Source organism: Allorhizobium paknamense (assembly GCF_030815125.1).
GTDB classification, from domain to species: domain Bacteria; phylum Pseudomonadota; class Alphaproteobacteria; order Rhizobiales; family Rhizobiaceae; genus Allorhizobium; species Allorhizobium paknamense.
The window spans coordinates 96,127-111,030 of the sequence record NZ_JAUSWH010000004.1; the positions used below are offsets into that span (position 1 = coordinate 96,127).

Genomic DNA, 14,904 nt, shown 5'->3' on the forward strand with positions numbered 1-14,904 from the left:
ATGCCGCAGCCGAATATTCTCATTCTCATGGTGGACCAGTTCAACGGAACGCTGTGTCCCGATGGCCCTGCCGGTTTTCTCCATGCCCCGGCGCTCAAAAAACTGGCGGAGCGCTCTGTGCGCTTTGCCAACACCTATACCGCAAGTCCGCTTTGCGCCCCGGCCCGGGCGTCCTTCATGTCCGGGCAGTTGCCGAGCCGCACCCGCGTCTACGACAATGCTGCGGAATTTGCCTCCGACATCCCGACCTTCGCCCATCACTTGCGGGCGGCGGGCTACCAGACGGCGCTCTCCGGCAAGATGCATTTCGTCGGGCCGGACCAGCTGCACGGCTTCGAGGAAAGGCTGACCACCGACATCTACCCCGCTGATTTCGGCTGGACACCGGATTACACCAAGCCCGGCGAGCGGATCGACTGGTGGTATCACAATCTCGGTTCCGTCACCGGCGCGGGCGTGGCCGAAATTACCAACCAGATGGAATATGATGACGAGGTGGCCTATCACGCCACCCGCAAACTCTACGATCTGTCGCGGCGGCAGGATGAGCGGCCCTGGTGCCTTACCGTCAGCTTCACCCATCCACATGATCCCTATGTGGCGCGGCGGCGCTTCTGGGACCTCTATGCGGATTGCGAGGCGCTGGAGCCTGAGGTCGTCGCAATCGATTTCGAGGCGCAGGACCCGCATTCGAAGCGGCTGATGGAAGCCTGCGATTTTCGCGCCTTCGACATTAAGAAGGAGGATGTGCGCCGCGCAAGGCAGGGCTATTTCGCCAATATTTCCTACGTGGACGAAAAGATCGGCGAGATCCTCGATGTGCTGGAACGCGGAAGGATGGCGGACAACACCATCATCCTCTTCGTCTCCGACCATGGCGACATGCTGGGCGAGCGCGGCCTTTGGTTCAAGATGAACTTTTTCGAAGGCTCGGCCCGCGTGCCACTGATGATTGCCGCACCGGGCTGGACACCGGGCCGGATCGACCAGCCGGTCTCGACGCTGGATGTCACGCCGACGCTTGCCGGCCTTGCAGGTCTTGACCTTGCCTCGCTGGCCCGCTGGACGGATGGCGAGGATCTCGCCCCGCTCGCCACGGGCAAGGGCAGCCGCAGCGCCGTGCCGATGGAATATGCGGCGGAAGGATCCATCGCCCCGCTGATCGGCCTGCGCGACGGTCGCTACAAGCTGACACTCTGCGAGGCCGACCCGCCCCTGCTGTTCGATCTGGAAAACGACCCGAAGGAACTGACCAATCTCGCCGCAGACCCCGCCCATGCTGAAACACTGGCGCGGATGACGGCGGCGATGCGCGCCCGCTGGGATCTTTACCGCTTTGACGACGCCGTGCGGGAAAGTCAGGCGCGGCGCTGGGTGGTCTATCCGGCGCTGCGCAACGGGGCCTATTTCCCCTGGGATTACCAGCCGCTGCAAAAGGCCTCGGAGCGCTACATGCGCAACCACATGGACCTCAACGTGCTGGAGGAAAACCAGCGCTATCCGCGCCGGGACTAGAGCGCTTTTCGATCTGATTGCCTCAGATCGGCGCTCTAATCTTTTCTTTTTGAAGCATAATCTTGATCGATCCTCGTTTCACTCCGGTCGGATTATGCTCTAATCACGCCGCTTTCGCGACGTGATATTCCTTGATGGCGGCCATCTTGATGGCCGGATAACGTTCCGATTCATAGCGCAGGGAAAAACTGTCCTGCGCCATGAACACGGGATCACCATCGAGATCTCGGCAGAGATTGCCGCGCTGGACATTCAGGAACTTTTCAAGCTCGGCGGGCTGGTCGCAGGAAATCCAGCGGCAGACCGAAAAGCGCGACATTTCGAACGACACCGGCAGGCCATATTCCGCCGAAAGCCGCTCCTTCAGCACGTCAAGCTGCAGCGCACCGACGACGCCGACAATGGCCGGTGAGCCGTCTTCCGGCTGGAAGAGCTGCACCACGCCCTCTTCCGCCATCTGTTGCAGGGCCTCCTTGAGCTTCTTCGCCTTCATCGCATCTTCCAGCCGCACACGGCGCAGGATTTCCGGCGAGAAGTTCGGCACGCCCTGGAAGACGAGCGCTTCGCCTTCCGTCAGCGTATCGCCGATGCGCAACGTGCCGTGGTTCGGGATGCCTACCACGTCACCGGCATAGGCGGTATCGGCCAGTTGCCGCTGCGAGGCAAAGAAGAATTGCGGCGCGGTCAGGCCCATCTGCTTGCCGGTGCGGGCAAGCCGCGCCTTCATGCCGCGCTCCAGCTTGCCGGAGCAGATGCGGGCAAAGGCGATGCGGTCACGGTGGTTCGGGTCCATATTGGCCTGGATCTTGAAGACGAAGGCCGTCATCTTTTCTTCCGCCGCATGCACCTTGCGGATATCGGCCACCTGATCGCGCGGCGGCGGCGCAAAGGCCCCGAGCGCGTTGATGAGATCACGTACCCCGAAATTCCGCAGCGCCGAGCCGAAGAAAACCGGCGTCATATGGCCTTCGAGAAAAGCCTGCACATCGAAGGGGCGGCAGGCTTCGCGGGCCAGTTCCAGTTCCTCGATAAAGGCTTCGCGCTCGTTTTCCGGCAGATGCTCGGCCACGCTCTGCGGACCGTTGACGGCAAGGCCTTCCACCTGCGTGTCATTGCCCCGGAAGGTGTTTTCCTTGAGATTGTAGGAGCCGCAGAAGGTCTTGGACCGCCCCACCGGCCAGGTAACGGGGGCGGTGTCCAGCGCCAGCTTTTCTTCCACCTCATCGAGAATCTCGAAGGGATCGCGGCTTTCCCGGTCCATCTTGTTGATGAAGGTGATGATCGGAATGTCACGCATGCGGCAGACTTCGAACAGCTTCAGCGTGCGCGGCTCGATACCCTTGGCGGCGTCGATGACCATGACAGCGGCATCGACGGCGGTCAGCGTGCGGTAGGTGTCGTCGGCAAAGTCCTCGTGACCGGGCGTATCGAGAATATTGTAGACCTTGTCGTCATATTCGAAGGTCATCACCGAGGTCACGACGGAGATGCCGCGCTCGCGCTCGATCTTCATCCAGTCGGATCGCGTCTGGATACGGTCCTTCTTGGCCTTGACCTCACCGGCGAGCTGGATGGCGCCGCCGAACAGCAGCAGCTTTTCGGTGAGCGTGGTTTTACCGGCGTCCGGGTGGGCAATGATGGCAAAGGTGCGGCGGCGGGCGACCGCTTCTGCGAGCGTCTCGGGCATGGGTCTGCAATATCCTTGTGAATTGGGCGTTATCTAGCCTTTCAGAGCCGATTATGCAATTGAGGAGCGCAAATAAGGAAAGCGCCATGACCGATGTGATTGCCCCCCGCCTCCTCCTCCAGCGCCTGCCGCATGGCGAAGGACTGGACCTGCCCGCCTATGAAACCGCAGGGGCCGCAGGCATGGACCTTCGCGCCGCCGTGGCGGAAGAGGCACCGCTGACGCTTTCTCCCGGCAAGCGGGCGCTGGTGCCCACCGGCTTCATCCTGGAAATTCCCGAGGGCTTCGAGGCGCAGATCCGTCCGCGCTCCGGCCTTGCCTTCAAGCATGGCATGACCTGCCTCAATACGCCCGGCACCATCGATAGCGATTATCGCGGTGAGGTGAAGGTGCTGCTGATCAACCTCGGTGAGGAGGATTTCACCATCACCCGCGCCATGCGCATTGCCCAGATGGTGATTGCGCCGGTCACGCAGGTGCGCGTGGCCGAGGTCGGCGAAACCACGGATACGGCACGCGGAGCAGGCGGTTTCGGCTCCACCGGCGTGTAGTGTTCTCTTGCCGCAGCAGCCCCTAACAGATAGATTTGAATGACCTGATAAAGGTGTCTTATGTCTTTCGCCACGCTTTTTGCCTATGCCGGTGCTCTTTTCATAGCTGCGGCCATTCCGGGTCCGGGCATGACAGCCATTGTCGCGCGTGCGCTCGGTTCGGGATTTCGCCCGACCCTGTTTATGGGACTTGGGCTGATCCTGGGGGACCTTACCTATCTCACCGCCGTCATTCTCGGCCTTGCGTGGCTTGCGCAAAGTTTCGTCACGCCCTTCCTCATCATCAAGCTCCTCGGCACGCTTTATCTCGCCTGGATTGCCTGGAAACTCTGGACTGCCGGGCTTATTGCCCAGGATGTGGAGGCATACAAACCCTCCGGTTCGCTGTTTTCCGCCTTTGTGTCAGGCCTGCTGGTGACGCTTGGCAATCCCAAGACCATGTTGTTTTACGTGGCGCTGGTGCCGACGCTCATTCCGCTGCAACTGGTGGGGCTTCGGGAATATGCAGCTCTTGTCGTGATCACCTTCAGTGTTCTGCTGGCAGTGCTAGTTCCTTACATTCTACTTGCCGCCCGCGCCCGTCAGCTTTTGAAAAAGCCGTCTGCGCTCAAGGTTCTCAACCGGGCTGCCGCCAGCATTCTGGCCACGACCGCCGCCTGGATCGCCGTCAGGGCAGCCTGAAATAAAGATTTGAAACCAACCGCATTTCGACGCGTTTTTTCCTCGGCAGCGCATGGTGATGAATAAAGGGTTCTGGTGAAATTGCACCTTTGCCCTTACTCTTCGCGGCGAAAACAGTTGAAGGGAGACATCCATGTCGGAGACGAAAAAGCCCGGCCGCGGCCGCATCTATGGTTCGATCACCGAAACCATCGGCGATACCCCGATTGTCCGGCTGGACAAGCTGGCGAAGGAAAAGGGTGTGAAGGCCAATCTTCTGGCCAAGCTCGAATTCTTCAATCCCATCGCCTCCGTCAAGGACCGTATCGGCGTGGCGATGATCGAAAGCCTTGAGGCGCAGGGCAAGATTATCCCCGGCAAGACCGTGCTGGTGGAGCCCACTTCCGGCAATACCGGCATTGCGCTGGCCTTCGCCGCCGCCGCCAAGGGCTATCGCCTCATTCTCACCATGCCGGAAACCATGTCCATCGAACGGCGCAAGATGCTGGCGCTGCTGGGCGCCGAACTGGTGCTGACGGAAGGGCCGAAGGGCATGAAGGGCGCCATTGCCAAGGCCGAGGAACTGGCCGCCGCGCTTCCCGATGCCATCATTCCGCAACAGTTCGAAAACCCGGCCAATCCGGAAATCCACCGCAAGACCACGGCGGAGGAAATCTGGAACGACACGGATGGCGCGGTGGATATCTTCGTCTCCGGCATCGGCACCGGCGGAACCATTACCGGCACCGGTCAGGTGCTGAAAGCCCGCAAACCCGGCATCAAGGTGATCGCTGTGGAGCCGGCCGACAGCCCGGTTCTCTCCGGCGGTCAGCCCGGCCCGCACAAGATCCAGGGCATCGGCGCAGGCTTTGCACCGAAAATCCTCGACACCGAAATCTACGACGAAGTCATTACCGTGACCAATGACGAGGCCTTCGAGACCGCCCGTCTGGTGGCGAAACTGGAGGGCGTGCCGGTCGGTATTTCCTCGGGCGCGGCACTGACGGCGGCCATCAAGGTGGGCAGCCGGGATGAGAACGCTGGCAAGACCCTCGTCGTGATCATCCCCTCCTTCGCGGAGCGCTATCTTTCCACAGCACTTTTCGCGGGCCTCGGCGAATAGTCGATCTTACCCGCAGCCCGGCTTGCTGCATGATCCTTAAATCCGAATCGATTTAAGGATCATGCAGCAGCTATGAAGCGCTACCGCGAACCTTTGGACGCACGGCGCTGTAGAGACGGGCTGCGGAACGCCGGTTATCTCTCAATTTCAGCATGTTCCATTGATTGCGCATATTCGATGGCTGGTCTATTCTTCGCGCTCGAATGGTCGGCGAAGCGGAAAAACGAATGCGCCTCAGAAGCAAGCTGGATCGACTGCCGTCCTTCAAGGCGATGCGAAAGCCGCTGACGGTTGCAGAACTGGTTCTCACCTATATTGCGTCGCTGGTGATTTTCATGGCGATGGTGGGCCTTCGGCTGTGGATAGACCCGCTGCTGCAGGGCACCTTTCCCTATGTCACCTTCTTTCCCGCGGTGCTGATCGTCGGTTTTCTCTTCGGAATTGCCCAGGGCGCCCTGGTCGCATTTCTGTGCGGCCTTGCCTCCTGGTACATGTTCATTCCGCCTTACTACACTTTCGACACGTCGCTGAGCACCGTGCTGGCCATGGCGCTGTACACGTTCGTGGTCATCACCGATCTCGGGCTGACGGCGCTGATGATGTCGGCCTATCGCGCCGAGCAGAAGGCCCGGGCCGAGGTGGAAATGCTGGCAGAGCAGCAGGAGGTGATGGCCCGTGAACTGGACCACCGGCTGAAAAACGTCTTTGCCACCATCAACGCCATCGTCAGCCTGTCGCAAAAACATGCATGCGATGTGCAGAGCTTCGCCCGCTCGCTGCGCGAACGGCTGAACGCCATGGCGCGCTCCAACCTTCTTTTGCGCGGGTTGAGACCTGGCGATGAAACCACGGTGAGAAGCGTCATCATTCAGGCGCTCGAGCCCTTCGACAAGGCGGAAACCGTGCGGCTTGACCTGCATGGCCCATTGGTGCCCGTCAGCGGTCAGGCCGTGGTGCTGCTCAGCCTCATCCTTCATGAACTCGGCACCAATGCCGCCAAATACGGCGCGCTGTCCGTGCAGGACGGCAAGATCAGGCTGGGCTGGCATCTGCACACGATCACCCGGGACGACATGCAGGAACCGGCACTGACGGTGGAGTGGCGTGAAATCGGCGGCCCCGCTCCCAACCCGCCCTCGCCCGGTTCCAGCGGCTTCGGTTCCGTGCTGATCAACCGTGTCATCGGCGCGGTGCGCGGCACCGTCTCCATCGATTTTCCCGAAACCGGCGCCATCGTGACACTGACCCTGCCCTTGACCGCGATTTCTCCGAAGCGGGACGAAAAAGGCGACCCGCTTCTGGAGGAAGGCGCTTCGTCTCGCGAGCCCGTCTTTTCTCACGGGTAAGGACAGGATAACGTCCCGCACGACGCAATCAGCCGTTTGGATGACATCATGACTTCTCTCACCACCGTTCTGGACGCCGCCGACAAGGCCCTGCCGCAAAGCCTCGACCGGCTTTTCGATCTCGTGCGGATCAGGTCCATCTCCACCGACCCCGCCTACAAGGCGGAATGCCGCAAGGCGGGCGAGTGGCTGGTGGCGGAACTGGCCTCTCTCGGTTTCGAGGCTTCGCTGCGCGACACGCCCGGCCATCCCATGGTGGTGGCACATCACAAGGCGGCAGCAGCGGATGCGCCGCATTTTCTCTTCTACGGTCACTATGACGTGCAGCCGGTCGACCCGCTGGAGCTTTGGGAAAACGATCCCTTCGAGCCCGCCATCAAGGAGATCGCGCCGGGCCGCAAGGTCATTACCGGTCGCGGTACCGCCGATGACAAGGGCCAGTTGATGACCTTTGTGGAAGCCTGCCGGGCCTATAAGGCCACGCTCGGAGAGCTGCCGATCAGCGTGACCATTCTGTTCGAGGGCGAGGAAGAATCCGGCTCCCCCTCGCTCAAGCCCTTCCTGGAGGCCAATGCGGAGGAACTGAAGCGGGATTTCGCGCTTGTCTGCGATACCGGCATGTGGGACCGCGAAACCCCGGCGATCGCTGCCACCCTGCGCGGCCTCGTCGGCGAGGAAATCACCATTCTCGCCGCCGACCGCGACCTGCATTCCGGCCTGTTCGGGGGCGCTGCCGCCAATCCCCTGCATATCCTGGCGAAAATCCTGGCCGATCTGCATGATGAAACCGGCCGCGTGACCATTCCCGGCTTTTACGAGGGTGTCGAGGAAACGCCGGAAAACATCAAGGCTTCCTGGGAAACGCTGGGCCGGGACGCTTCCGGTTTTCTGGCGGAAGTGGGGCTTTCCGAACCTGCGGGCGAAAAGGGCCGCAGCGTGCTGGAACTGACCTGGGCGCGCCCGACGGCGGAGGTCAATGGCATGATTGGCGGCTATACCGGCGAAGGCTTCAAGACCGTCATCGCCGCCAAGGCCTCCGCCAAGGTCTCCTTCCGTCTCGTTGGCCAGCAGGATCCGGACAAGATCCGCGCAGCCTTCCGGGCCTTCGTGGAAGCCCGTCTGCCATCGGACTGCAAGGTGGAATTCGCCGAACATGGCGCCTCCCCCGCCATTCAATTGCCCTTTGACTCGCCGGTGCTGACCAAGGCGAAGACTGCGCTTTCAGATGAATGGCCGAAGCCTGCCGTCACCATCGGCATGGGAGGCTCCATTCCGATCGTCGGCGATTTTCAAACCATGCTCGGCATGGATTCCCTGCTCGTCGGCTTCGGCCTGGTGGACGACCGCATTCACTCGCCCAATGAGAAATACGAGCTCAACTCCTTCCACAAGGGCATTCGCTCGTGGATCAGGATCATGGCGGCGCTTGGAAAGCGCGACGCATAAAGCATCTCCCGCAAAAACAAAAAGGTCGGGAGCAATCCCGACCTTTCGTCACTCGCTGCCCATTCTGCCAGTACATCCGTGGTCAGAAAGGCGCGAGGCCCAGACATTGAGCAGAGGCATGTCCATCCGCTTCAGAAGGATGATTGCGCCAAATGCCTAACAACAGGTTAAGCATTGTCAGCAATTTCGACATTACGCATAAATCTGCCCAATGACTTGACGATGAAATGGGGATGGGCTTGTACCTGTTCAAGCCCCCCCTGTTTCCAGCATTGAAGAAGGTGTGATTCCGAACGATGAGCCTGCAATCCGTCAAAGACTTCTTCGCCACCCATGCGCCGGATATTTCCGTAATCGAGACCGAGAAAAGCTCGGCCACCGTTGCCATGGCGGCGGAGGCCCATGGCGTGGAACCCGACCAGATCGCCAAGACCTTGTGCATCCGTGCCGGTGATCAGGTGGTGCTGGTGGTGGCCGCCGGCATGCGGCGGCTGGACAACAAGAAGTTCCGAGACCGCTTCGGCGCCAAGCCGCGCATGCCGGAGGCGGAAGAGGTGCTGGCACTCACCGGCCATCCCGTCGGCGGCGTCTGCCCCTTCGGTCTTGCCACACCGCTTGCGGTCTTCTGCGACCTGTCGCTGAAGGATCATCAGGAGATCGTGCCCGCGGCGGGCGCGCATAATTCTGCCGTGAAGCTGACGCCCGACCGTCTGGTCACGTTGACGGCGGCCGAATGGGTGGATGTCTGTCAATAATACCAAGGCTCGAAGATGCTACTGCATAGTTTTATCCTTAAATCGGAACCGATTTAAGGATAAAACTATGCAGCAGATTTAAAGTCTTACAGCATCCTCGCCTTGAAGGAATTTCGAATATCTCAAATGCATCATGGGCTTGAGATATTCGAAAGGGGAATACGAAGAGTCATCTTCAATGACTCTTCGTATAAATCTCAACACAAAAGGGCGGTGCCCGCAGGCACCACCCTTTCCTCCTCACCCGACCCGACTGGAGCGCAGGCTGGTTATCAATACTGGTACCAGCGACGGCGATGATCCGGCTGCTGGGAGCCCAGAAGATAGCCGACAAGACCACCGACCAGCGCCATGCCGAGCAGCGCCGTGGAGGCTGCCGTCGGATGCTCCCGGACGATACCAGCCACGGTCGCGGCCTCGTCACGGGCATATTTTGCGGCATGCTCGGCCTGGCGGGCAGCGGCGGAAGTGCGATGACGCACCTCATCGGCCACTGAATAGCCCTGCGAGGTCAAACTGTCCTTCAACTGGGCAATCTGAGCCTGAAGTTCACGCATTTCGGCTTGCATTCGCATATTGTCGGCCATGACAACTCCTTTTCTGATGCATCTGCCTGATCTGCTTCGAAAACGGACGCCAGCGGAATTTGTTCCGTTTTTTGCCGTCCCGACACAGCCAAAGGGGCTCAGTCGCGGGGTTTTGAGCGCGCCAAAAGCATGACCTGGTCTTTTCACCGGCATCGATCCATTATAGGCAGGGGTCTCGATGACCCGGCATTTTGGAGACTGGCCGCTACGCATGGCAGGCACTCGCAATTCACCCAGACGCATAGAACCGACCCTTGGCCCCTCGGATGACGAGGAGGAAGACGATATTCGTCTGGACGGCGACGACCGCGTCACGGGTGGCCGTGGCAAGACGAACTCCCGCAAGGCGAAGCCCGCCCGCGACAGGGCAGCTCGCCGCGAGCGCCGCAGGGAGCGCGATGAACCCCGCGGCGGCTTTTTTGGCCTGATCCGGCGGCTGTTCTACTGGTGTGTCGTGCTCGGCATCTGGGGCGGCATCGCGGTGGCGGGGCTTGTCATCTATTTTGCCGCGCAAATGCCCAGCGCCAGCAGCTGGACCATTCCCGAGCGTCCGCCCAATATCAAGATCGTTTCCACCGATGGCACGGTGATTGCCAATCGCGGCGCCACCGGCGGCGAGGCGCTGGCGCTGGAGGAAATGTCGCCCTACCTGCCGGAGGCCATCGTCGCAATCGAGGACCGGCGCTTCTATTCGCATTTCGGCGTCGACCCCATCGGCATTGCTCGCGCCTTCGTCACCAATATCCTGGTCGGCCAGAAGGCGCAGGGCGCTTCCACCATCACCCAGCAATTGGCGCGCAACCTGTTCCTGTCCCCGGACAAGACGCTGGAGCGCAAGGTGCAGGAAGTGCTGCTGTCGCTCTGGCTCGAGCACAAGTTCACCAAGGAGCAGATCCTCGCCATGTATCTGAACCGTGTCTATTTCGGTTCGAATGCCTATGGCGTGGAAGCGGCCTCACAGCGCTATTTCAACAAGTCCGCCCGCGATATCAATCTCGGCGAGGCCGCCATGCTGGCCGGCCTCGTCAAGGCGCCCTCGAAGCTTTCGCCCGCCGCCAATCCGGAAGCCGCCCAGGCCCGCGCCAAGGTAGTACTGGGCGCCATGCGCGAACAGGGCTTCATCAACGACAGCGACTTCTCCCGCGCCATGGCGCAGCCCCCGGCCCGGGCCAAGAGCTACTGGTCCGGGGCCGGGCAATATGTTGCCGATATGGTGATGGACGAGGTCAAGGGCCTGATCGGCGAGGTGAAGGGCGACGTCATTGTCACCACCACCATCGACACGAGCCTGGAGCAGGAAGCGGAAAAGGCGCTGACCACGACGCTTTCCAAGGATGGCGCCAAGCAGAACGTCTCGCAGGGGGCGCTGGTTGCCATCGACGGCAATGGCGCCATCCGGGCGCTGGTGGGCGGGCGCGACTATGCCACCAGCCAGTTCAACCGCGCCGTCAAGGCTAAACGCCAGCCGGGCTCGGCCTTCAAGCCCTTCGTCTATGCCGCCGCCATGGAGATTGGCGACACGCCGGATACGGTGCGCAACGACGCGCCAATCCGCATCGGCAACTGGACGCCCGAAAATTACGAACAGAAATACAATGGCCCGGTAACGCTGGCCTATGCCTTCGCCCATTCGCTGAACACCATCGCCGCCCAGCTGGTGATGGAGGTGGGGCCGGATCAGGTCATCAAGCTTGCTCATCGCCTTGGTATCGAATCCGATCTGCAAAGCAATGCCTCCATCGCGCTCGGCACCTCGGAAGTGTCCTTGCTGGAACTGACCTCGGCCTATGCTCCCTTCATGAACGGCGGCTTCAAGGCCACCCCGCATGTCATTGCCGACATCACCGATCTCAATGGCAAATCCCTCTACAAGGCCGATTATGGCGAGCCGCCGCGCGTGCTGAGCCAGCAGGTGGTGCAGCAGATGACACGGCTGATGGAGGGCACCGTGACCGAAGGCACCGGCAAGGCCGCCCAGATCAAGGGCTGGCAGGTGGCGGGCAAGACCGGCACGACCCAATCCTTCCGCGATGCTCTGTTCGTCGGCTTTACCAGCAACCTGACCACCGGTGTCTGGCTTGGCAATGACGACGGCACGCCGATGAAGAAGGTGACGGGCGGCGGCCTGCCGGCCAAGACCTGGAAGGAGTTCATGACGGCGGCGCATAAGGGCCTGACCCCGGTTCCGCTCTTCGGTGACCAGCGCCCGGCGGAAGAGAGCGAACCGTCGCTGACCTCGCTGATCCAGCAGGTTCTGTCCGGCACCAAGGAAAAAGACACCGGCAATGTCAACGCCTATCCGCCCGCCCCTTCTCCCGCCGGGCAAATGGCCCCTGCCGGACAGATGCCACCTGCAGGTGGGCAGCCGGATGTAGCGCCGCAGGTTGACGGCCAGCCATACCCTCCGCACTATCCTGCCCAGCGCGCGCCTGCCAACGGCTGGCCGCAGGAGGAAGCGCCGCCGCCCTATGACACCATGGTGCCACCGGGCGATGTGGGAGAGGATCAGACGGCCCCGGTACCGCGACGCCAGGGCGGCAATACCACGCTGCTCGATATCATCATGGGGCGGTGAGAACCTTGCCGCTTACGCCCGGCGCAAGCCAGGCAAACTAAAGATGAAGGAATTTTTGCTTGGCAGGTTTCTGCCGCGGGGAGTTGCGACAGGATTTGGCAGCCTTTTCACACGGTTTGAAACACAGTGAATTTGGTGCCTTGCAGTCGCAAATTCCCGTTCTTATATACGCCGCATAAGGCAGCATCGCTGCGCAAACCCGAAGAGAATAATCCACGTCGAGGGGCTGTCCCAGGAATGCTTTTGGGGTTCCGACAGCCTGCTTCAAGGAGAGAATAACATGGCAAAAGTAATCGGTATCGACCTCGGAACGACCAATTCCTGCGTTGCCGTCATGGACGGCAAGGATGCGAAGGTGATCGAGAATTCGGAAGGCGCACGCACCACGCCCTCCATGGTGGCCTTTTCGGAAGATGGTGAGCGTCTGGTCGGCCAGCCTGCCAAGCGTCAGGCCGTGACCAACCCCACCAACACGCTCTTCGCCGTCAAGCGCCTGATCGGCCGCCGCTTCGAGGATCCGACCGTCGAGAAGGACAAGGGTCTGGTTCCCTACCACATCGTCAAGGGTGACAATGGCGATGCCTGGGTAGAAGCCAATGGCAAGGGCTATTCGCCCTCGCAGATCTCCGCCATGGTTCTCCAGAAGATGAAGGAAACGGCGGAAGCCTATCTCGGCGAGAAGGTCGAAAAGGCCGTCATCACCGTTCCGGCCTACTTCAACGACGCCCAGCGTCAGGCCACCAAGGATGCAGGCCGCATCGCCGGTCTTGAAGTGCTGCGCATCATCAACGAGCCGACAGCAGCCGCCCTCGCCTACGGCCTGGACAAGCGCGACGGCAAGACCATTGCCGTCTACGACCTTGGCGGCGGCACTTTCGATATTTCCATCCTGGAAATCGGCGATGGCGTCTTCGAAGTGAAGTCCACCAATGGTGATACCTTCCTTGGCGGTGAAGACTTCGACATGCGTCTGGTCGAATATCTCGCAGCCGAGTTCAAGAAGGACAACGGCATCGAGCTGAAGAACGACAAGCTTGCCCTGCAGCGCCTGAAGGAAGCCGCTGAAAAGGCAAAGATCGAGCTGTCGTCCTCGCAGCAGACGGAAATCAACCTGCCCTTCATCACCGCCGATGCGTCGGGTCCGAAGCACCTGACGATGAAGCTGACCCGCGCCAAGTTCGAAAGCCTGGTGGACGATCTGGTGCAGCGCACCGTTGCCCCCTGCAAGGCCGCTCTCAAGGACGCCGGTGTTACCGCTTCCGAAATTGACGAAGTGGTTCTGGTCGGCGGCATGAGCCGCATGCCGAAGGTGCAGGAAGTCGTCAAGCAGCTGTTCGGCAAGGAGCCGCACAAGGGTGTGAACCCGGATGAAGTGGTTGCCATGGGCGCCGCCATCCAGGCCGGCGTGCTGCAGGGCGACGTCAAGGACGTGCTGCTGCTCGACGTAACCCCGCTGTCGCTCGGCATCGAAACGCTCGGTGGCGTCTTCACCCGTCTGATCGACCGCAACACGACGATCCCGACGAAGAAGAGCCAGGTGTTCTCCACCGCCGAAGACAACCAGCAGGCCGTGACCATCCGTGTTTCACAGGGTGAGCGCGAAATGGCTGCCGACAACAAGCTGCTCGGCCAGTTCGACCTCGTTGGCTTGCCGCCGGCACCGCGTGGCGTTCCGCAGATCGAAGTGACCTTCGACATCGACGCCAACGGCATCGTGCAGGTTTCCGCCAAGGACAAGGGCACCGGCAAGGAACAGCAGATCCGCATCCAGGCCTCCGGCGGTCTTTCTGACGCCGACATCGAGAAGATGGTCAAGGACGCCGAAGCCAATGCCGAAGCCGACAAGAAGCGCCGCGCCGTGGTGGAAGCCAAGAACCAGGCCGAAAGCCTCGTTCACTCCACCGAAAAGTCGCTGAAGGACTATGGCGACAAGGTTTCGGAAGCCGACAAGAAGGCCATCGAAGACGCGATTGCCAGCGTCAAGACGGCGCTCGAAGCCTCCGAGCCGGATGCCGATGACATCCAGGCCAAGACCCAGACACTCATGGAAGTGTCCATGAAGCTCGGCCAGGCCATTTACGAGGCGCAGCAGGCTGAAGCCGGTCAGGAAGGCGCTGCTGGCGGCAAGGACGATGTGGTCGATGCCGACTATGAAGAAGTGAAGGACGATTCTGCGAAGAAGTCGGCTTGATGCAGACGTCTCGCACGATGTCCTTTCGGAAGAAGTGGCTGGCCTTCGGGCCAGCCGTCCTTGCTTTGATGATCGGTTCCGTTGCCGAAGCGCAATCGGCAAACGATGTCCGTCAGAAGGTGAGTGCAGCGGAAGCCGCCGTTCTCCAGGCTGTTTCCAGACGGGATTCGGCGCTTTTGCGCAAGACCGTCAACGATCTGGCGCCCCTGATCGAAAACGGCCTGAAGCGCAAGAAGGCAGGCGGACAGGTGTCCTCCTGCGATCTGGCGGCGCATTCACTGGGATTTGCGGCGACCTCGCTTGCGCAGGCCATCACCCAGCGTGGCGAACCCCGCAAGCTTCTGATGAGCGACGCGCGGGAGGCAGCAGCCGATTTCAGCAGGGATATGGCAGCCTGCGATGTGCAGGCCGGACAGAAAACGGGCAACCACGCTGGCGTGGAACGGGCTTTGAGAGCTTTGTAAGACC

Annotated in this window: 12 protein-coding genes; 10 read left to right on the forward strand and 2 right to left on the reverse strand. The window is 61.0% G+C overall.

Features of this window, described 5'->3' with window-relative positions:
• Entirely contained in the window at nucleotides 1-1,515 is a 1,515-nt protein-coding gene (gene betC / locus QO005_RS08125; protein WP_307157500.1) for a choline-sulfatase, read from the forward strand.
• A gap of 103 nt (nucleotides 1,516-1,618) precedes the next feature.
• On the opposite strand, the gene QO005_RS08130 is transcribed toward betC, so the two are convergent.
• Complete coding sequence (locus QO005_RS08130) at nucleotides 1,619-3,202, reverse strand: peptide chain release factor 3 (RefSeq protein WP_307157501.1); 1,584 nt, start codon at nucleotides 3,200-3,202, stop codon at nucleotides 1,619-1,621.
• 86 nt (nucleotides 3,203-3,288) lie between these two features.
• Between QO005_RS08130 and dut the strand changes: the two genes are divergently transcribed.
• The 6 genes from dut (at nucleotide 3,289) to QO005_RS08160 (ending at nucleotide 9,083) form a co-directional block, all read left to right on the forward strand.
• Entirely contained in the window at nucleotides 3,289-3,753 is a 465-nt protein-coding gene (gene dut / locus QO005_RS08135) for a dUTP diphosphatase (RefSeq protein WP_307157502.1), read from the forward strand.
• Nucleotides 3,754-3,813: 60 nt separating this feature from the next.
• Nucleotides 3,814-4,434: a LysE family translocator gene (locus QO005_RS08140; RefSeq protein WP_307157503.1), complete on the forward strand. Its 621-nt coding sequence runs from the start codon at nucleotides 3,814-3,816 to the stop codon at nucleotides 4,432-4,434.
• Between the two features lie 133 nt (nucleotides 4,435-4,567).
• Nucleotides 4,568-5,536: a cysteine synthase A gene (gene cysK / locus QO005_RS08145; protein ID WP_307157504.1), complete on the forward strand. Its 969-nt coding sequence runs from the start codon at nucleotides 4,568-4,570 to the stop codon at nucleotides 5,534-5,536.
• A 227-nt stretch (nucleotides 5,537-5,763) separates the two neighbouring features.
• Nucleotides 5,764-6,882, forward strand: a complete 1,119-nt coding sequence (locus QO005_RS08150; protein ID WP_307157505.1) for a sensor histidine kinase — start codon at nucleotides 5,764-5,766, stop codon at nucleotides 6,880-6,882.
• Nucleotides 6,883-6,930: 48 nt separating this feature from the next.
• The gene (locus QO005_RS08155) at nucleotides 6,931-8,328 is read left to right on the forward strand and encodes a M20/M25/M40 family metallo-hydrolase (protein ID WP_307157506.1); all 1,398 of its coding nucleotides are present in this window, start codon (nucleotides 6,931-6,933) and stop codon (nucleotides 8,326-8,328) included.
• Between the two features lie 296 nt (nucleotides 8,329-8,624).
• Nucleotides 8,625-9,083: a YbaK/EbsC family protein gene (locus tag QO005_RS08160; protein ID WP_307157507.1), complete on the forward strand. Its 459-nt coding sequence runs from the start codon at nucleotides 8,625-8,627 to the stop codon at nucleotides 9,081-9,083.
• Between the two features lie 272 nt (nucleotides 9,084-9,355).
• On the opposite strand, the gene QO005_RS08165 is transcribed toward QO005_RS08160, so the two are convergent.
• Entirely contained in the window at nucleotides 9,356-9,670 is a 315-nt protein-coding gene (locus QO005_RS08165; protein WP_307157508.1) for a hypothetical protein, read from the reverse strand.
• A 211-nt stretch (nucleotides 9,671-9,881) separates the two neighbouring features.
• On the opposite strand from QO005_RS08165, the gene QO005_RS08170 reads away from it, so the two are divergent.
• The 3 genes from QO005_RS08170 to QO005_RS08180 all read left to right on the forward strand — a co-directional run bounded on the left by QO005_RS08170 (nucleotide 9,882) and on the right by QO005_RS08180 (nucleotide 14,900).
• Nucleotides 9,882-12,245 carry a PBP1A family penicillin-binding protein gene (locus QO005_RS08170; protein WP_307157741.1) on the forward strand — a complete coding sequence of 788 codons (2,364 nt, stop codon included), beginning with the start codon at nucleotides 9,882-9,884 and terminating at the stop codon, nucleotides 12,243-12,245.
• 280 nt (nucleotides 12,246-12,525) lie between these two features.
• Nucleotides 12,526-14,436, forward strand: a complete 1,911-nt coding sequence (gene dnaK / locus QO005_RS08175) for a molecular chaperone DnaK (RefSeq protein WP_307157509.1) — start codon at nucleotides 12,526-12,528, stop codon at nucleotides 14,434-14,436.
• Nucleotides 14,436-14,900: a hypothetical protein gene (locus QO005_RS08180; protein ID WP_307157510.1), complete on the forward strand. Its 465-nt coding sequence runs from the start codon at nucleotides 14,436-14,438 to the stop codon at nucleotides 14,898-14,900. The genes dnaK and QO005_RS08180 overlap by 1 nt, the downstream gene beginning before the upstream one ends.
• Nucleotides 14,901-14,904 lie beyond the last annotated feature (4 nt).